Raw genomic sequence first — 17,734 nt, 5'->3', positions numbered from 1 at the left:
TCACACTGCTATGTGGTCTTTTTTTCATAAGTTAGGCTCCCCTCCGTGGTTGTATGGTATCGCAGGTACTATCGTGCGCTGGTTGTTGCCCATCACGATCATGGCATTGTTAGCGGGCGCAGCCTGGGGTCTATTGTTCACTTCACCCGATTTTCGTCAGGGAAACAGTTATCGCATTATTTATATTCACGTGCCGTCTGCGGTTGTCGCGCTAGCTGGCTACTATGTGATGGCAATCGCAGGCGCTGTTAGCCTGATCTGGCGTATGAAAATGGCCGATGTTGCGATGAAAGCGGCTGCGCCTATCGGAGCGGCACTGACCTTCATCGCATTATTTACGGGTGCTCTCTGGGGTAAGCCCACGTGGGGTACCTGGTGGGAATGGGACGCCAGAATTACGTCTATGTTGATACTGTTGTTTCTCTATTTGGGCGTGGTCGCGCTTTATGAGGCCTTTGACAATAAAGTGGCCGCTGGGAGAGCGTGTGCGATATTGTCTCTCGTTGGTATGGTTAATATTCCGATCATTTATAAATCGGTTGACTGGTGGTACAGCCTCCATCAGCCGGCGTCCATTAAGTTTTCCGGGGAGTCCGCCATTGACAGCAGCATGCTGTATCCGTTACTGCTCATGATCGGCGCGTTTTATGCGCTCTTTACCTGTTGTCTGCTGATGAATATGCGCGCGGAGCTATTGCAGCGAGAGTCTCGCACCGCCTGGGTCCGCAAGCTGGTTGAGCAGGATGGGGCGCACTGATGTATTTCGATAGTGTGCAATCGGCCCTGTCTATGGATGGCCACGGTAGTTTCGTGTGGGTCGCCTACCTTGTGACGCTGTTGATTGTCAGCGCGATACTGCTGCTGCCCACATTGCGCCGACGGCGATTGTTACACCGGGTTGCCACTGAGCTGGCTCGGCAGGAAAGTGGTCATGCTAACCGGGAGGGGCCTCGCTAATGCATCCTGTGCGCAGGCAGCGACTGATCCTCGTTCTATTTCTGGTCGTATTTTCCAGTGTCGCGGCAGCTTTGGTGACTTACGCCTTGCGAGGCAATATCAATTTATTTTTTCCTCCTGCGGAAGTGGCTGCTGGCGGGGCGCCTATAGGTCAGTCTATCCGGGTGGGTGGGATGGTGCTGGAGGACAGTGTGCAGCGAAGTCAGGACAGTCTGGAAGTCACCTTTACGTTAACCGATTATGAAGCGCAGGTTCCGGTGGTGTATGCAGGTATTTTGCCTGACCTCTTCGGCGAGGGTCAGGGGGCTGTTGCCGCGGGCAAGCTTGATGAGAACGGGGTGCTGCAAGCGAATGAAGTGCTGGCAAAGCACGATGAAAACTATATGCCGCCGGAGGTGGCCGAGGCACTGGAAAAATCCGGATATGACAAGAAGGGGCAGACCCGATGATTCCTGAAGTGGGCCACTTCGCCCTTATCATCGCGCTGTGCCTCGCAGTGTTGCTCGTCGCACTGCCGGCTTGGGGCGTATGGCGCGGAAATGCGGTTGTCATGGCGCTCGCCCCTGGGCTTGCAGTGGGGCAGTTCGTGTTCGTGGCCATCAGTTTTGCCTGTCTGAGCACCGCTTTCCTGCAGGATGATTTTTCTGTTGCTCTGGTGGCCTCGCACAGCAACAGTCTGCTGCCAGCAATGTACAAATTTTCTGCGGTGTGGGGCAATCACGAGGGATCTCTGCTGCTGTGGGCGTTGATACTCGCAATGTGGACCTCAGCGGTGGCAGTTTTCAGTCCACAGCTGCCACTGTTGATGCTGTCTCGCGTGTTATCTGTGATGGGCGCTATTGCTATAGGGTTCCTGTCGTTTACCCTTTTTACCTCGAACCCGTTTGCTCGCCTTCTACCGCTGTCGCCATTGGATGGCAGCGACCTTAATCCGCTATTGCAAGACCCCGGCTTGATTATACATCCGCCGCTGCTGTATATGGGTTACGTTGGTTTTTCCGTGGCCTTTGCTTTCGCAATCGCAGCGCTGTGGGGCGGCCGCCTCGATGCCTCCTGGGCGCGCTGGTCCAGGCCCTGGACGAACATTGCCTGGGGTTTTCTGAGTCTTGGCATTATGCTCGGCAGCTGGTGGGCCTACTACGAGTTAGGCTGGGGAGGTTGGTGGTTTTGGGACCCGGTCGAAAATGCGTCCTTCATGCCCTGGCTGGCTGGTACAGCATTGATACACTCGCTCGCGGCAACGGAAAAGCGTGGCCTGTTCAAGAGCTGGACTGTGCTGCTTGCAATCTTTGCCTTTGCGCTCAGTTTGTTGGGCACTTTCCTGGTGCGTTCGGGTGTTCTCACCTCGGTACACGCATTTGCAACCGATCCCGCTCGTGGCATGTTCATTCTTGTCTTTCTTGCGCTGGTGGTGGGCGGCTCACTGACTTTGTATGCTTTCAGGGCGCCGGCTGTCAGCAGCCGGTTGAGTTTTGCCTGGGTATCACGGGAGAGCTTGCTGCTGCTCAATAACGTTATATTCCTGGTAACGACCCTCACTGTGTTGTTTGGCACGTTGTTCCCGCTTATTGTCGATGCATTGGGGCAGGGAAAAGTGTCAGTGGGGCCGCCTTATTTTAATGCCGTTTTTGTCCCGCTTATGGCGCTGTTGATGCCCTTCATGGGCATGGGGCCGGTATCGCGCTGGAAGGGCGACACACTGGCGCGCTGGCGTACCGAATTGGGTATACCTGCTCTGGTTGCGCTCCTCTGCGGTGTGACACTGCCGTTCCTGCATGCCCCTTACAATATTTGGGTCGCCCTCGCGGTCTTGCTCGCCGCCTGGCTTGCCATAGGGCTGGCTCAGGACTGTTGGCGCCGCATGGGCGGGCGTGCAAGGGGCATTCGTCGCTTGACGCCCTCGTACCTCGGTATGGTGATTGCGCATCTGGGTTTCGCGATTTGTGTGGTGGGGGTTGTGGCAACCAGTCAGTATTCACAGGAGCACGATCTCAAGATGTCGCCAGGTGACAGTCGCACACTGGCAGACTACGAGTTCCGCTTTGTTGAGGTAGCGCGTGTAAGCGGCCCCAATTTTGTCGCCGACGAGGCTCGCTTCGAGGTCTACAGTGAAGGGCGGCTTGTTGCGCGGCTGAATCCACAAAAAAGACGCTACACGGCGTCGGGGCAGGTCATGACAGAGGCCGCGATTGATGCAGGGTTGATGCGGGATCTCTATGTCGCGATGGGTGAGCCAGTCGGTGAAGAGGGCGCCTGGGCGATGCGCCTGCATTATAAGCCGCTGGTCCGCTGGATGTGGCTTGGCGCAATATTCATGGCTGTCGGCGCCATAACCGCGGCTGCGGACAAGCGGTACCGTCGTCAGCGCGACGCTGTTTCCAGCAGGGCATTGGCGCATGGGTCATAGGCTCAAGCTTTTCTTGCCGCTGATACTATTTACCGTGTTGGCACTGTTTCTTTTCAGGGGTCTCTCGCTGGATCCAAGAGAGATGCCCTCTGCGCTGATTGATCATCCCTTTCCCGCGTTTGACCTACCAAAGCTTGGCGCGTATGAAAGACTGTCGGCAGGAAACCTGGCAGGGCGTGTCGGCCTGCTCAATGTCTGGGCGACCTGGTGTCCCTCTTGTCGGGTTGAGCATCCCTATCTTCTGCAGCTGGCTGCGCGGGGTGTGCCGATATACGGGCTGAATTACAAGGACGAGGATGCAGCGGCGCAGCGCTGGTTGCAGCAACTGGGTGACCCCTACCGGTTTAATATTGTCGATCGCGAGGGTTCGCTGGGATTGGATCTTGGTGTTTATGGTGCACCGGAAACCTATCTGATCGATGCACAGGGTGTTATCCGCTATCGTCACGTGGGTGTGGTGGACGAGCGCGCGTGGCGGTCCACATTGGAGCCGCTTTACCTGAGCTTGGGCGGGGAGGCGCAACCCTGATGATGTGGATGCGCCTTGCGTTGGTGGTGATGTTGTGTGCGGCACCGTCGGCCTGGACTGTTATCGAGACTTACCAGTTCGATGCCCCTGAGCTAGAGCAGCGCTATTATAGGCTGAGCCAGGAGCTGCGTTGCCCCAAGTGCCAGAACCAGAATATAGCCGACTCCAATGCACCGATATCACAGGATTTACGCAAGCTGCTCCACCAACAGTTGCAGGCCGGGGCGTCGGACGGAGAGATTCTGGACTATATGGTCGCACGCTATGGTGAGTTTGTGCGCTACAGGCCTCGGTTTGGCGGTGTTTCCCTCCTGCTGTGGGCGGCGCCTGGGCTGTTATTGCTGGCCGGTATGGTGATCATGTTGCTTGTTCTGCGCTCTCGCAAAGGCACGGGCAAAGCATCAGCGGCGCTAGGGCCTGACGAGCGGGCGCGACTTGATCAACTGCTCGAGAAAGCGGAGCGGGAATCTTGACGACTTTTATACTGGCGTGTGCAGGGCTGGTTGTCTTCAGTGGTGTTTTTTTCCTGTTTCCTAGGCGTCGTTCCGGGAGTACCGAGGCAGAACTCGACGCGGCAAACCTGGCATGGTATCGGCAGCGCAAGCAGGAGTTGGAGTCGCAGGGTGAGAGTGTGTTGCTCGAAGATGCGCGCCTGCGCCTGTTGGAGGACGAGCACAGGCATGATGAGGAGCGCCCCGCTCTCGCTGCTACGACCGCCTTTTCGGTGTGGTTTTTACTGCCGCTGGTCGGCCTGGGTGCTGGGTTGTTGTATTACGAGCTTGGCGCTGCTGCCGATGTGGAGCTGGCCCAGCGCCTGCAAGGTATCGGTGCGTCCTCTTCACCCTCCGAGATGCGGCAACTCATCACCGACGTCGAGCAACGCAGCATAAAACGCCCGAATAACCTGCATTATCTGTCCCTGCTGGGCCGTTATTACATTGGCCAGCAGGAATACGATCGCGCGCGGGAAAACTACCGTCAGATGCTTAGAGAGGTCCCTGAGGACGCGCAGATACTTGCCTATTCAGCACAGGCAGAGTTTTTCGCGGCAGGTCGAACCCTGACTGACGAGGCGAGACTGCGCGCTGAGCAGGCGCTTGCCGTCGATCCTCAGCAGCGCACTGCACTGGGGATGCTGGGCATGGCGCTTTACGAACAGGGCGACTACGCCGCGGCCATCGGCTACTGGGAGCGCCTGCTGGCGATGGAAACGCCCGGATCGGAAAATGCCAACATGATTCGTTCGGTGCTGGATGCAGCTCGACTGGCACTCGGGGAGGAAGCGGGCGAATCCGCTGCGGAGCGGGACAGGCAAGCCGATCCGGCCGCAACCGGGATAACGGTAAGGGTGACCGCACCGGAGGGCGTAACGATTGCGCCCTCTGACACCGTGTTCATACTTGCACGAAGCGCGTCATCAGGGAGCCGAATGCCGATCGCGGTACAGCGCTTGCAGGGCATTACACTGCCCCTGACGGTCAGGCTTGACGATCGCCATTCCATGGCCGGCCAGAAGCTATCCCGGACCGGCGAGGTCATCGTAGCCGTGCAGGTGTCAGCCGACGGCCGTCCCGGAGAAAGCAGCGCTCGCTGGCTGGGGGAGGTAGTGGGTGTCACTCCGTCTGCCGAGGGTGAGCCGATAGAGGTTTTGCTGCGGCCAAGCGACGTTCAATAAGCGGTTCCTGCGCGCCAATCGGGCGCGTGACAGTGAAAACCCATAATTCCACTTTTCAAGCATAGTGTTGTTAGATTAAAGTCTATACACTAGATGTTGTGTGTTGCTGTTGAGATCAATACGTGCTCATTTCGTCAAAAATATATAAAAAACATTAACTTAGGGCGGATTCTTAAAGCAATATGAGACTAAAGTCGATTAAGCTAGCGGGGTTCAAGTCATTCGTCGATCCGACGTCGGTGAACTTTCCGAGCAATATGTGTGCAGTCGTAGGTCCCAATGGCTGCGGGAAATCCAACATTATTGACGCGGTGCGCTGGGTCATGGGCGAAAGTTCAGCCAAAAACCTGCGCGGTGAGTCCATGTCGGACGTCATCTTTAACGGCTCGGTTAACCGCCAGCCGGTCGGCCAGGCATCGATAGAGTTGGTATTCGATAATAGCGAGGGACGGGTCGGTGGAGAGTTTGCCAGTTATTCCGAGATATCGACCAAGCGCCAGGTCGTGCGCGAGGGCCAGTCTGAATACTACCTCAACGGTACGCGATGTCGCCGTCGCGACATCACCGATATCTTCCTTGGAACGGGTCTGGGTCCTCGAAGTTACGCCATCATAGAGCAGGGCATGATCAGCCGCCTGATCGAGTCGAAGCCCGAAGAGTTGCGCGTTTTTATCGAAGAGGCGGCCGGGATATCAAAGTACAAGGAACGGCGCAAGGAAACCGAGAGTCGGATGCGTCGCACCAAGGAGAACCTGGAGCGTCTTACGGATTTGCGCGATGAGCTGGAAAGGCAATTGCAACACTTGCAGCGCCAGGCGCAGGCAGCCGAAAAATACACCGATCTGAAAAGCGAAGAGCGTGAACTGAAAGCGCAACTGCTAGCACTGCAGTGTGAGGCGCTTGATAAGAAGATCAAGGTAGCAGCGCATTCCGTAGGCGACCTGGAGGTGAAGCTCGAATCAATTCACTCTGAACATCAGAGCGTGGATACACAAATTGAACAGCACCGCGTTGCGCAGGCGGACCGCACCGATGCCTTCAACAAGGTGCAGGCAAATTTTTACTCGCTGGGCTCGGAGGTCGCGCGTATCGAGCAGACGATCAAGCATCATCAGGAGCGTGCTCGACAGCTGCAGGAAGACCTTGCAGAAACGGGCACAAACCTTGAAGAGGCGGAGGACCACCTCGGTGAGGACCGCGAAAAGCTGACGCGCTGGGAGCAGGATATTGTATCTATACGCCCGGATATGCAGCGTCTTGAGGGCGTTGAGAAGGATTCATCGAAAGCCCTGCTGGAATCGGAAGAGGCCATGCACAAATGGCAGCATCAGTGGGACGAGTTTAACCAGAACGCGGCAGAGCCTCGACAGCAGGCAGAGGTCCAGCAGTCGCGTATCCAGCATCTGGAGCAGGTATTACAGCGCTTGCAGGAGCGCATGGAATTGTTGGGGGCGGAAAAGCAGACCCTTGATACGATACCAGGTAGCGATGATAGCAATGGTCTGAGTGATGAGTTGAGCGCGGTGGAAAAGGCCATGGCGGATCAGGAAGAACAATCAGGGGCTATCGTGTCTTCACTGGCAGAATGTCGGGAAGAAAGTAATTCTCTGGCGGCAGAGCTCAATCAGGTGCGCTCGGCCTTGCAGCAGATGCGGGGGCGCAGTGCGTCGCTCGAAGCTTTGCAACAGGCGGCGCGAGAAGACGGTGACCAGGGTGTCGCGGACTGGTTGGAAGCGCGGCAACTCGATGACAATACACGGCTGCTGGATCTCATGCGGGTAGACGAGGGTTGGCAGTTGGCGGTTGAAACCGTGCTGGGTGACTATCTGCAGGCTGTTTGTGTTGACGATATCAGTGCGTTGAAAGGCCAGCTGGAAACCCTTCAACAAGGGCAGTTGATGTTGTTGGACGCAGCCGAGGGAGTGCCGGCGAAACCCGGCTATCTGGCATGTCGGGTGCAAAGTGATGGACGGGCAGATGCATTATTGGCGGGCATCAGGACCGCTGAAGACCTCGGGCAGGCCCTTGGTCAGCGCGCATCACTGGCTGATGACGAGTCTATTATTACGCCGGAAGGTATTTGGATCGGTAAAAACTGGCTGCGCGTGGCGCGATTGTCAGACGGTGATGCCGGTGTTATTCGTCGACAGGAAGAGCTTGACTCACTCGGAGCGGATCTTGAGCAGCAGGAGACGAGGGAGACTGAGCTTTCCGCTGCATTACACTCCGCGGATGAACGCCTTACGCAGTTGGAGGCCCAGCGGCAGAGCTGCCAGAGTGCCCTGCAGACCGCTACGCGCGAACATGCTGACCTGAGCGCGCGAGTGTCGGCTCATCAGGCGAAAACCGAGCAAATTAAGCTTCGCAGCGATCGCATTGCCACCGAGATGACGGAGGCACAGTCACAGTTCACTCAGGAGCAGAAAGCGATCGCCGAGGCACGGAGCACCTTGGCAGACTCTATTGAGAGTATGGAGGCCGACTCGCAGCGTCGGGAGAGATTGATGTCGAGCCGCGATGAAGTGCGAGAGGCCCTCGAAGTCGCGCGCCATAAGGCACGGAGCGATAAAGATGGCGCTCATGAGGTGGCTATGCGTCATCAGTCACTCGATACACAGATAAACGCAATCAAGGAATCGATAGAGCGCTTTGATCGTCAGGTAACCATTCTGCGTGAGCGAAAGGAAACGCTGGTAGATGGACGCAAGGAAAACGATGAGCCGCTGCCTGGTCTTAACGAGGCGCTTGAACAGCAACTAGCGCTGCGGCTAGAGGCCGAGGGCGAGTTGAGTGCCGCCAGAGAACTCGTCGTTGAGGTTGAGCAGAAGATGCGCGACGCGGAGCAGGAGAGAGCGGCGATTGAGCAGAGGGCCGGAGTCGTGCGCAGTGAGCTGGAGAAGAAGCGCATTGAGGATCAAACGCTGCAGGTGGAACGAAATGGCATTACTAAGCAGCTCGCCGAGGAGGAGCAGGTTCTCGAAGACGTTCTTAAGGGTATGCCGGAAGACGCTAACGAGGCAGACTGGCAGCAGGCGTTGGAAAAGTTGGTCAATCGTATCACTCGTCTCGGCCCGATCAACCTTGCGGCAATTGACGAATACACCCTGCAGTCAGAGAGAAAAAACTATCTCGACGCTCAAAATGAAGATTTGGTGACAGCACTGCAGACGCTCGAATCGGCCATCCGCAAGATCGACAAAGAGACGCGCAATCGTTTCCGTGAAACCTTTGAGAAGGTGAACTCCGGTTTGGGTGAACTGTTTCCTCGTGTATTCGGCGGGGGTAGTGCGTATCTGGAGATGACAGGAGATGATCTTCTCGATACGGGCATTACGATTATGGCGCGCCCTCCGGGGAAGAAGAACGCTACCATCCATCTCTTGTCCGGCGGTGAGAAAGCGCTGACAGCGATAGCGCTGGTATTTTCCATTTTTCAGCTCAATCCAGCGCCGTTTTGTATTCTGGACGAGGTTGACGCGCCGTTGGATGATGCGAATACCGGCCGCTATGTTCGCCTCGTGAAAGAGATGTCAGACAAGGTGCAGTTCATCTACATTACTCATAACAAGATAACGATGGAGTTCGCCGACCAACTGATGGGCGTCACTATGCACGAGCCCGGCGTTTCTCGCCTCGTGTCGGTCGATGTCGACGAAGCAGCGGCCTTGGCCGCGAGTTAGGGTGTTTGGCGAGGCGTAACGGGACACATGGAATTTACAGTACGAGATTTGATGGTCATATTTGGCGTTGTCCTGATATTGGCCGTTTTGTTGGATGCCTGGCGGAGGGTGAGCCGGGAGAGAAAAGCCCAGGTACGCATGAAGCTGGTAGATCCAGAAGAATTGCCCTCGGAGAGAGAGGTAGATATTGGCTTGTTTGCAGAGCTGCCCAACGGGGGCGGACGAATAGTAGACCGCGGGGATATTTTAGAGAGAGTGCGGTTTGGCGGCGGGTCTGACGTGGGTGGTGAAAGCAGCGAAACCCTCATTTCTGGCATGACGGCCTCGGGGCCTTCCGGCGAGGCGCCAGACGATATTGATCGTCTTGAGGGAGCATCCACGGGGGGTGAAGCCGAAAAGGCTAGCCGCGGGAGCGCAGGGAGGTTACCCCGGGGAGAAGTGGCGCCCGAGGTGTTTATGCTCAATGTTCTGGCGCGTGAGAAAACCGGCTTGAAAGGCGATGATATTCTGCAGATATTATTAGCCTGTGATCTTCGCTTTGGCGACATGAGCTTTTTTCACCGCTCCGAATTCGAAGCGGGCCGCGGGGCAATACAGTTCAGTGTCGCCAACATGATGCAGCCGGGGGTTTTCGATATCGACAATATGTCTGATTTAGCCACCCCGGGTCTCGTTTTCTTTCTGACGCTGCCCGGACCGGAGGACATGATGAAGGCGTTCGACTACATGCTCGAAACCGCTCAGGCGGTGGCGCGCAACCTCAAAGCAGATGTACTGGATGAGTCCCGCAGTGTCCTGACCCAGCAGACTATCGAACACTCACGGCAGCAAATTCGCGAGTTGGAACGGCGTCAACTGGCCAGGGCCCGCTAAGAGTCGAGTCCATGTCCTCCGCGGATACACTGCAGGAAGTAGAGTCTCTTCGAGAGCAGCTGGATGCCTGGAACCACCAATATTACGTGCTCGATCAGCCATCGGTACCGGACGCCGAGTACGATAGGGCGATGCAGCGCCTGCTGAGTCTGGAAGAGCAGCACCCCGAATGTCAGACAAACGATTCTCCCTCGCAGCGCGTGGGTGGGCAGGCGCTCGAGCAATTTACGCAAGTCGCCCATGAAGTGCCGATGCTCTCCCTCGAAAATGCCTTTGACCAGAGCGATATGTTGGCGTTCAATCGGCGCGTATTGGAGCGACTCGAACAGAGCGATATTGAACTGGAGTTTGCCTGTGAGCCCAAGTTGGATGGGATAGCGGTTAGCCTGCTTTACAACAATGGTTGTCTGGAGCGCGCAGCCACACGGGGTGACGGAGCGACCGGCGAGGACATCACACACAACGTACGCACTATTCATGCGATTCCATTGCGTCTGCGGGGAGATGGTGTGCCCGCGGTGTTGGAGGTACGTGGGGAGATTTATATGCCACGTGAGGGCTTCGAGGCGTTGAATCGCGCCGCTCGAGAGCAGGGAGGTAGGCCATTTGTTAATCCGCGCAATGCCGCCGCGGGTAGTTTGCGTCAGCTCGACCCACGAGTAACTGCATCTCGGCCGCTGGATATGTGCTGCTACAGCGTCGGGAGAGTCGAGGGCGGCGAGCTCCCTGAACGACACGCAGACGTTTTGGAGCGACTCCGCAGCTGGGGCCTCAAGGTTAACCCGGAGTCTGTGGTGGTCAGGGGTATTGGCGCCTGCGATGATTATTACCAACAAATGGCCGAGAGGCGTGACCGCCTTGCTTATGACATCGACGGTATCGTATTCAAGGTCAACAAGCTCGAATTGCAGGCGCGGTTGGGTTTTGTTTCCCGCGCGCCGCGCTGGGCTGTTGCGCGCAAGTTTCCGGCACAGGAAGAGCTGACTGCTGTGCTCGACGTTGAGTTCCAGGTGGGCCGCACAGGTGCGATCACGCCAGTGGCGCGATTAGAGCCGGTATTCGTTGGCGGTGTGACTGTGAGCAATGCAACGTTGCATAACGGCGATGAGATTGAGCGCCTGGGTCTGTGCATCGGTGACACGGTTATCGTACGTCGGGCTGGTGACGTGATTCCGCAGGTGGCGTCCGTGGTTTTGGATCGGCGCCCGCCTAATGCTCGCGCGGTGACGTTTCCGATCCGTTGCCCCGTTTGCGATTCGAAGCTGGAGCGTGAGGACGGTGAGGCGGTTTGGCGATGTGTCGGTGGCCTTGTCTGTGCTGCTCAGCAGAAAGCCGCTATCAAGCACTATGTGTCCAGGCGTGCAATGGATGTCGATGGTCTGGGTGACAAGCTGGTAGAGCAATTGGTGGACGAGGGGCTGGTTGAGAATGTTGCCGGGCTTTACACGCTCTCACGTGAGGTGCTGCAGGGGCTTGAGCGCATGGGAGAGAAATCTGCTGATAACATTCTACAGGCAGTCGAAGCGAGCAAGCGCACAGCACTTTCTCGTTTCATCTTTGCCCTGGGTATTCGAGAAGTCGGTGAGGCGACTGCCAGAAGTTTAGCGTTGCATTTTGGCAGTTGGGAGGCGCTGGTTTCCGCTTCCGAGGATCAATTGTTGGATGTAGACGATGTGGGGCCTGTCGTTGCGGATCACGTGCGACAGTTTTTCGATTCTTTGTCGAGCATGGACGTAGTGGCGCAGCTGCGCAGTGCCGGGGTCAGCTGGCCCGATGTAGAGAAGGCTCGATCGTCTATGCAGCCCCTGTCGGGGCAGACTTGGGTGGTAACCGGGAAACTCGAGCAGCTGTCACGCACAGAGGCCAAAGCACACTTGCTTGCTATTGGTGCCAAAGTCGCGGGCAGTGTCTCCGCAAAAACAGATTGCATTGTAGCCGGGCCGGGAGCCGGTTCTAAACTGATAAAGGCTCAGGAGCTGGGTGTTAAGATCATCGACGAGACTGCACTGCTGGCTGTGTTCGCGTCGCATGGCATTCTCCTGTGACGTTTTTGCGCGGCATGACATTGTTGCTTTTAGGGCTTTTGTTGACGGGCTGTACGACGTCGCCGCCGCGGGATGTGAATAATATTTGTGCAATTTTTGAAGAGAAGGATGAGTGGTACGACGATGCGGCAGATGCGAGCGAGGAATGGGGCAGCCCCATTCCCGTGATGATGGCGATCATGCATCAGGAATCGCGGTTTCAGGCGGATGCGAGGCCACCGCGGAAGAAACTTTTGGGCTTCATTCCCGGGCCACGACTCTCGAATGCCTACGGCTACCCACAGGCCAAAACGGGAACGTGGAGTGATTATAAGAAAGATGCCGGGCGCTTTGGGGCTGATCGCGATGACTTTTCCGATGCGGTGGATTTTATTGGTTGGTACAACTACCAGTCCGTGAGGCGTAGTGGCATATCACCACAGGATACATACGGGCTTTATCTCGCGTACCACGAGGGGCATGGAGGCTACAACCGCTCAACCTACAAAAGTAAAGCCTGGCTTATGGGTGTGGCCCGAAAAGTGCAGTCCAGAGCTGAGAGTTATCAGGCCCAGCTCACTTTTTGCGAGGAAGATCTGCAGAGTGGTGGTTTTTTTGACTGGTTTTAGATGTGGCGAGGAAAGTCTGGTTCAGGATGGGATACCCGTTGCATTATCATTGCCTAAGTGTCGGAAAAGTAACGCAAATCGCAGGGCCATCCTGATGAAATGGTGCTTGACATATGCAACAATTCTCGTCTGTTACTCGATGAGCTCTAGTTAAGTGCTTTTTCTATCCCTATGACGAGCATGGCCTGTGAAACCGACCAATATCAAGGATCCAGAATACTTCCATAAGGTAGTAGATTGTCAGTATGCCTGTCCGGCGCATACACCCGTTCCCGAATACATACGCCTGATCGCCGCGGAGAGGTATACCGATGCCTACATGGTGAATTGGGAGTCGAACGTTTTCCCGGGTATTCTTGGGCGCACCTGTGACCGCCCGTGCGAGCCTGCTTGCCGCCGTGTCAGGGTCGAGGAAGAGCCGGTGGCAATTTGTCGCCTGAAGCGTGTCGCGGCAGATAACAAAGGAGATATCTCGGATCGCCTGCCCGTCATTCCCAAGAAAAAGAATGGCAAGCGTATTGCGCTAATCGGGGCAGGCCCTGCATCGCTGACTGTTGCTCGTGGTCTCGCGCCGCTGGGATACGAGATAGATGTCTACGACAATCAGTTCGCCGGTGGAGGCATGATGCGCAGTCAGATACCTGCTTTTCGGCTTCCCGAAAAGGTATTGAATGAGGAGGTCAACTACATACTCGAGATGGGCATTAATGTGACCTTCAATATTGAAGTCGATAGCCTCAAGGAAATACTCCAAAAAAACTATGATGCGGTGTTCGTTGGAACCGGTGCCCCGCGCGGGAAAGGTCTCAACCTGCCAGGCCTGGAGGATGCTATGGATAGTGTAAGTCTTGGCATTGAGTGGCTCTCCAGCGTCGCTTTCGAACATACGGATTCAATCGGCAAGCGCGTGTTGGTGCTCGGCGGCGGCAATACCGCTATGGACTGTTGCCGCACGTCTCGTCGTCTTGGCGGTGAGGATGTTCGAGTCGTTGTGCGCAGCCCTTATGAGGATATGAAAGCGTCGCCTTGGGAAAAAGAGGATGCTCAACATGAAGGTATTCCTATATATAACAACCACGTGCCCAAGGATTTCGTGGTTGAAGATGGGCGCTTGAAAGGTATGAGATTCGAAAAAGTCGAGGCGCGCTATGATGAAGCAGGCAAGCGTTCTTTGGTGCCGACTGGAGAAGATCTGGTGTTCATGGAGGCCGACCATGTGCTCATGGCGATCGGCCAAGAAAATACGTTTCCGTGGATAGAGAGAGATCTCGGGATCGAGTTCGACAAGTGGGATATGCCGGTCGTTAATGAAAGCACCTTTCAGTCCACAAATGAAAAAGTTTTTTTTGGCGGAGATGCCGCTTTTGGCCCTGAAAATGTGATCACTGCTGTCGCTCACGGACATCAGGCGGCCGTTAGTATTGATCTTTTTTGTCGCGGTGATGATGTCAATGACCGGCCCTCTCCGCGGGTGTCTCAGGGCAGCCAGAAAATGGGTGTGCACGAGTGGAGTTATGACAATGATATTGCCATGGATCAACGTTACAAGGTCCCGCTAGCACCACTGGAGAAGACGCTGACCGATCGAAAAATGGAGGTGGAGCTCGGTTTTGACCAATCGACGGGCTTCAAGGAAGCGGAGCGCTGTCTCAACTGTGATGTGCAAACGGTTTTCGACGAAGTGCGCTGTATCGAATGCGATGCGTGTGTGGATATATGTCCAACGGATTGCATTTCCTTCACCTCAAATGGGGCCGAAGAGGATCTCCGCAGCCGGTTATCCGCTCCTGCAGGTAACCTTGCGCAGGATCTCTATGTCTCGGCAGATTTACCCACCATGCGAGTCATGGTGAAGGACGAAAATGTCTGTTTGCACTGTGGTTTGTGCGCGGAGCGTTGTCCGACTACAGCGTGGGACATGCAAAAATTTCTCTACAGTGTCAGCAAAGCGGATCAACCACTATGAAGTCTATAGAGTCGGTCAACGACTTCGTCATTAAGTTCGCTAACGTGAACGGCACGGGTTCTGCTAGTGCCAACAGTCTCTTTGCGAAAGCCATATTCCGCATGGGCGTGCCTGTATCGCCCAAGAATATTTTTCCATCGAATATTCAGGGACTCCCGACCTGGTATGAGGTGAGGGTGAGTGACAAAGGCTATCTTGGTCGCCGCGGGGGTGTAGATATTGCGTTATCGGTGAATCCGCAGAGCATGGCCGATGATATACGCGAGGTTGAGCCGGGCGGCTATTTCATCTATGACAATACCAAGCCACTCGACCTGCGCCAGCATCGCAATGATATTAGTATTATTGGCCTGCCCCTGACGCGGATTTGTAATAAAGAATACGACGATCCGCGGCAACGCCAGTTATTCAAGAATGTTATTTATGTTGGTGCGCTAGCGGCATTGCTGGACATCGATTTTAAAGTGCTGACCGGGCTGGTGGAAGATCAGTTCAAGGGCAAGAAAAACCTGGTGTTGCCAAATATTCATGCGTTAGAGCTGGGACATCAGTATGCCCGGGCGAATGTCGAATGCCCTATCAGTATTCGTGTAGAACACAGTGATATGGTCGGTGACAAGATATTACTGGATGGTAACGAGGCGCTGGGTCTTGGAGCTCTGTACGGTGGAGCCACTGTCGCGGCCTGGTACCCAATTACGCCCTCTACCTCCGTTGTCGATGCGTTCGAAAAATATGCCAAGCGGGTGAGAATCGACCCAGGCACAGGGCGTCGAAACTATGCCATCGTGCAAGGTGAGGATGAGCTTGCGGCTATTGGGATGGCTATTGGCGCGAGTTGGAATGGGTCGAGGGCATTTACAGCAACCTCGGGCCCTGGTGTTTCACTGATGAGCGAATTTCTCGGGCTGGCATACTTTGCAGAGATTCCTACGGTTTTGTTCAACGTGCAGCGAGCGGGCCCTTCCACCGGCATGCCAACGCGCACCCAGCAATCGGATGTTTTGGCGTGCGCCTATGCCTCCCACGGTGACACCAAGCAGGTGCTACTGTTTCCCTCAACACCTAAAGAGTGTTTCGATTTCGGAGCACAAGCATTTGACTTGGCAGAGCGTCTGCAGACACCGATTATTCTGATGAGTGATCTCGATCTGGGCATGAATGACAACATGTCGGAGCCGCTTTCCTGGGATGACGAGCGTAAATATGATCGGGGTAAGGTCATGACCGAGGAGGAGTTGGAGGCGGGAACGGAGTTTGGACGGTATCTTGATGTCGATGGCGATGCCATCTGCTATCGCACTTATCCCGGCACTCACCCGACCAGAGGCTCCTTTTTCACGCGGGGCACCTCCCGCAACGAATACGCGGTTTACTCTGAGAACGGAGAGGACTACGAAGCGAATATGCTCCGGTTGTTGCGCAAGTGGGATACGATTAATGAACATGTGCCAGCCCCGGTAACCGTTGACTGTGGTCACGAGACAGATACGGCGGTGCTGTATTTCGGTACCAGTGAGGAATCCTCGAGGGAAGCACTCGATTATCTTGCGGAAGAAGGCATTTTTATGAATGCGATGCGTGTTCGCGCATTTCCTTTCAACAGCGAAGTGCAGCAGTTTATTGAGAGTCACGTTCAAGTGTTTGTTATTGAGCAAAATCGCGATGCTCAATTGCGCACCCTGCTAATGGCAGAGTTCGAGTTTGGGCCGGATATACTTAAATCTGTTCTCTGCTTCGATGGTACGCCGATCAGTGCTCGGAACATTCGCAAGCAGATTAAAAAGCATCTCAACGGTGACAACGTGTTACCACTTCATCGCAAGGCCTCACTGAGCGGGGTGGGAGAAACATTATGAGTTATCAGCTACCAAAATTTAGGCACCCCGAGCTGCCGGTGAATGACCTTGGCTATACCAAGGCGGACTACGAAGGCGCTATTTCAACGCTGTGCGCTGGCTGTGGTCATGATTCGATTAGTGGCGCTATTGTGCGTGCGTGTCATGAACTGTCGATTGAGCCGCATAAAATCGCGAAACTTTCGGGGATTGGTTGCTCTTCCAAGACGCCGACATATTTCCTCGGTAATTCACACGGTTTTAATTCGGTGCACGGCCGTATGCCGTCTGTCGTTACAGGTGCTGCACTGGCGAATCGCGATCTGTTGTACATGGGAGTATCAGGTGATGGAGATACCGCATCCATAGGAATGGGTCAGTTTGCGCATGTGGCGCGGCGTAACCTGAATATGGTGTATATCATTATGAATAATGGTTGCTATGGTCTGACCAAAGGACAAGATTCCGCCACGGCAGACAGGGGTTCAGCGAGCAAGAAGGGTGATCCGAATCTATACAGCTCCATCGATCTCTGCGGTACCGCTTTGCAGATGGGGGCAACTTTTATAGGCCGCAGCTTTTCTGGTGACAAGGAGCAACTTGTGCCTCTTATCAAGGCCGCAATGTCTCACCGTGGGTTTGCATTGATAGATGTGATCTCGCCCTGTGTCACCTTTAACAACAATCTGGCCTCTACAAAAAGCTACGAGTTTGTTCGAGAACATTCGGAGGCTACTGGCACTATCGACTTCGTACCCATGCATAAGGAAATTACCACGGAGTACGAGCCTGGTAGCAGTCACGAGGTGACCCTCCACGACGGTTCCAGTATCCACCTTTACAAAGTGGATGATTCTTTTGACCCGTTTAGTCGTCGCTCCGCGATGGGGGCCCTCGAAGAGCACCGCAATGAGGGTAACATTCTTACGGGGCTCATCTATATGAACAAGGATTCACGCGATCTGCACGAGGTCATCGAGACGTCTCAACGGCCGCTCAACGAGCTCGAAGAGGTAGATCTGTGCCCCGGTAACAAAATGCTTGTGAACATTAACGCGAGCCTTCGCTAGCTGTCAGCTGCGCTCCACAGCCGCCCCTGACAGGCTTGGCGATTGCACTTCCTCGCGGAGTATGGCCTGTTGTCTACGCGGCACGC

General features: G+C 55.3%; 14 protein-coding genes. All 14 read left to right on the top strand.

Annotation, left to right across the window (positions count from 1 at the left end; translation table 11 throughout):
• Positions 1 to 10: 10 nt before the first annotated feature.
• The 14 genes from EYC82_RS04425 (at position 11) to EYC82_RS04360 (ending at position 17,648) form a co-directional block, all read left to right on the top strand.
• On the top strand, positions 11 to 757 hold the full coding sequence (locus EYC82_RS04425) for a heme ABC transporter permease (protein ID WP_279248333.1): 747 nt from the start codon (positions 11 to 13) through the stop codon (positions 755 to 757).
• Positions 757 to 957, top strand: coding sequence for a heme exporter protein CcmD (gene ccmD, locus EYC82_RS04420; protein WP_279248332.1), 201 nt, complete (start codon positions 757 to 759; stop codon positions 955 to 957). The genes EYC82_RS04425 and ccmD overlap by 1 nt, the downstream gene beginning before the upstream one ends.
• Positions 957 to 1,406 (top strand): cytochrome c maturation protein CcmE, encoded by a 450-nt coding sequence (gene ccmE, locus EYC82_RS04415; RefSeq protein ID WP_279248331.1) that lies wholly within the window; start codon positions 957 to 959, stop codon positions 1,404 to 1,406. The genes ccmD and ccmE overlap by 1 nt, the downstream gene beginning before the upstream one ends.
• Positions 1,403 to 3,364, top strand: a complete 1,962-nt coding sequence (locus EYC82_RS04410) for a heme lyase CcmF/NrfE family subunit (RefSeq protein WP_279248330.1) — start codon at positions 1,403 to 1,405, stop codon at positions 3,362 to 3,364. Before ccmE ends, EYC82_RS04410 begins: the two co-directional genes overlap by 4 nt.
• On the top strand, positions 3,354 to 3,893 hold the full coding sequence (locus EYC82_RS04405) for a DsbE family thiol:disulfide interchange protein (protein WP_279248329.1): 540 nt from the start codon (positions 3,354 to 3,356) through the stop codon (positions 3,891 to 3,893). Before EYC82_RS04410 ends, EYC82_RS04405 begins: the two co-directional genes overlap by 11 nt.
• Entirely contained in the window at positions 3,893 to 4,366 is a 474-nt protein-coding gene (locus tag EYC82_RS04400) for a cytochrome c-type biogenesis protein (RefSeq protein WP_341475050.1), read from the top strand. Before EYC82_RS04405 ends, EYC82_RS04400 begins: the two co-directional genes overlap by 1 nt.
• Positions 4,363 to 5,568, top strand: coding sequence for a c-type cytochrome biogenesis protein CcmI (gene ccmI / locus EYC82_RS04395; RefSeq protein WP_279248328.1), 1,206 nt, complete (start codon positions 4,363 to 4,365; stop codon positions 5,566 to 5,568). Before EYC82_RS04400 ends, ccmI begins: the two co-directional genes overlap by 4 nt.
• 182 nt (positions 5,569 to 5,750) lie before the next feature.
• On the top strand, positions 5,751 to 9,248 hold the full coding sequence (smc, locus tag EYC82_RS04390; RefSeq protein ID WP_279248327.1) for a chromosome segregation protein SMC: 3,498 nt from the start codon (positions 5,751 to 5,753) through the stop codon (positions 9,246 to 9,248).
• Between the two features lie 27 nt (positions 9,249 to 9,275).
• Positions 9,276 to 10,121: a cell division protein ZipA gene (gene zipA / locus EYC82_RS04385; protein WP_279248326.1), complete on the top strand. Its 846-nt coding sequence runs from the start codon at positions 9,276 to 9,278 to the stop codon at positions 10,119 to 10,121.
• A gap of 11 nt (positions 10,122 to 10,132) precedes the next feature.
• Positions 10,133 to 12,166, top strand: a complete 2,034-nt coding sequence (gene ligA, locus EYC82_RS04380; protein WP_279248325.1) for an NAD-dependent DNA ligase LigA — start codon at positions 10,133 to 10,135, stop codon at positions 12,164 to 12,166.
• 14 nt (positions 12,167 to 12,180) lie between these two features.
• Positions 12,181 to 12,774, top strand: coding sequence for a transglycosylase SLT domain-containing protein (locus tag EYC82_RS04375; protein ID WP_279250652.1), 594 nt, complete (start codon positions 12,181 to 12,183; stop codon positions 12,772 to 12,774).
• A gap of 187 nt (positions 12,775 to 12,961) precedes the next feature.
• Positions 12,962 to 14,740, top strand: a complete 1,779-nt coding sequence (locus EYC82_RS04370; RefSeq protein ID WP_279248324.1) for an FAD-dependent oxidoreductase — start codon at positions 12,962 to 12,964, stop codon at positions 14,738 to 14,740.
• Positions 14,737 to 16,599 (top strand): 2-oxoacid:acceptor oxidoreductase subunit alpha, encoded by a 1,863-nt coding sequence (locus tag EYC82_RS04365; RefSeq protein ID WP_279248323.1) that lies wholly within the window; start codon positions 14,737 to 14,739, stop codon positions 16,597 to 16,599. Before EYC82_RS04370 ends, EYC82_RS04365 begins: the two co-directional genes overlap by 4 nt.
• Positions 16,596 to 17,648 (top strand): 2-oxoacid:ferredoxin oxidoreductase subunit beta, encoded by a 1,053-nt coding sequence (locus tag EYC82_RS04360; RefSeq protein ID WP_279248322.1) that lies wholly within the window; start codon positions 16,596 to 16,598, stop codon positions 17,646 to 17,648. The genes EYC82_RS04365 and EYC82_RS04360 overlap by 4 nt, the downstream gene beginning before the upstream one ends.
• Positions 17,649 to 17,734 lie beyond the last annotated feature (86 nt).

Origin of the sequence: Candidatus Marimicrobium litorale (genome assembly GCF_026262645.1) — a bacterium.
Lineage (GTDB): Bacteria > Pseudomonadota > Gammaproteobacteria > Pseudomonadales > Halieaceae > Marimicrobium > Marimicrobium litorale.
Note: the sequence above shows the minus strand (reverse complement) of the source record. Positions and strands in the feature narration are given on the sequence as shown.

Coding starts and splice junctions, on each gene's coding strand:
- EYC82_RS04425 (WP_279248333.1), top strand. CDS start 11: ATGTGGTCTTTTTTTCATAAGTTAGGCTCCCCTCCGTGGTTGTATGGT.
- ccmD (WP_279248332.1), top strand. CDS start 757: ATGTATTTCGATAGTGTGCAATCGGCCCTGTCTATGGATGGCCACGGT.
- ccmE (WP_279248331.1), top strand. CDS start 957: ATGCATCCTGTGCGCAGGCAGCGACTGATCCTCGTTCTATTTCTGGTC.
- EYC82_RS04410 (WP_279248330.1), top strand. CDS start 1,403: ATGATTCCTGAAGTGGGCCACTTCGCCCTTATCATCGCGCTGTGCCTC.
- EYC82_RS04405 (WP_279248329.1), top strand. CDS start 3,354: ATGGGTCATAGGCTCAAGCTTTTCTTGCCGCTGATACTATTTACCGTG.
- EYC82_RS04400 (WP_341475050.1), top strand. CDS start 3,893: ATGATGTGGATGCGCCTTGCGTTGGTGGTGATGTTGTGTGCGGCACCG.
- smc (WP_279248327.1), top strand. CDS start 5,751: ATGAGACTAAAGTCGATTAAGCTAGCGGGGTTCAAGTCATTCGTCGAT.
- zipA (WP_279248326.1), top strand. CDS start 9,276: ATGGAATTTACAGTACGAGATTTGATGGTCATATTTGGCGTTGTCCTG.
- ligA (WP_279248325.1), top strand. CDS start 10,133: ATGTCCTCCGCGGATACACTGCAGGAAGTAGAGTCTCTTCGAGAGCAG.
- EYC82_RS04375 (WP_279250652.1), top strand. CDS start 12,181: ATGACATTGTTGCTTTTAGGGCTTTTGTTGACGGGCTGTACGACGTCG.
- EYC82_RS04365 (WP_279248323.1), top strand. CDS start 14,737: ATGAAGTCTATAGAGTCGGTCAACGACTTCGTCATTAAGTTCGCTAAC.
- EYC82_RS04360 (WP_279248322.1), top strand. CDS start 16,596: ATGAGTTATCAGCTACCAAAATTTAGGCACCCCGAGCTGCCGGTGAAT.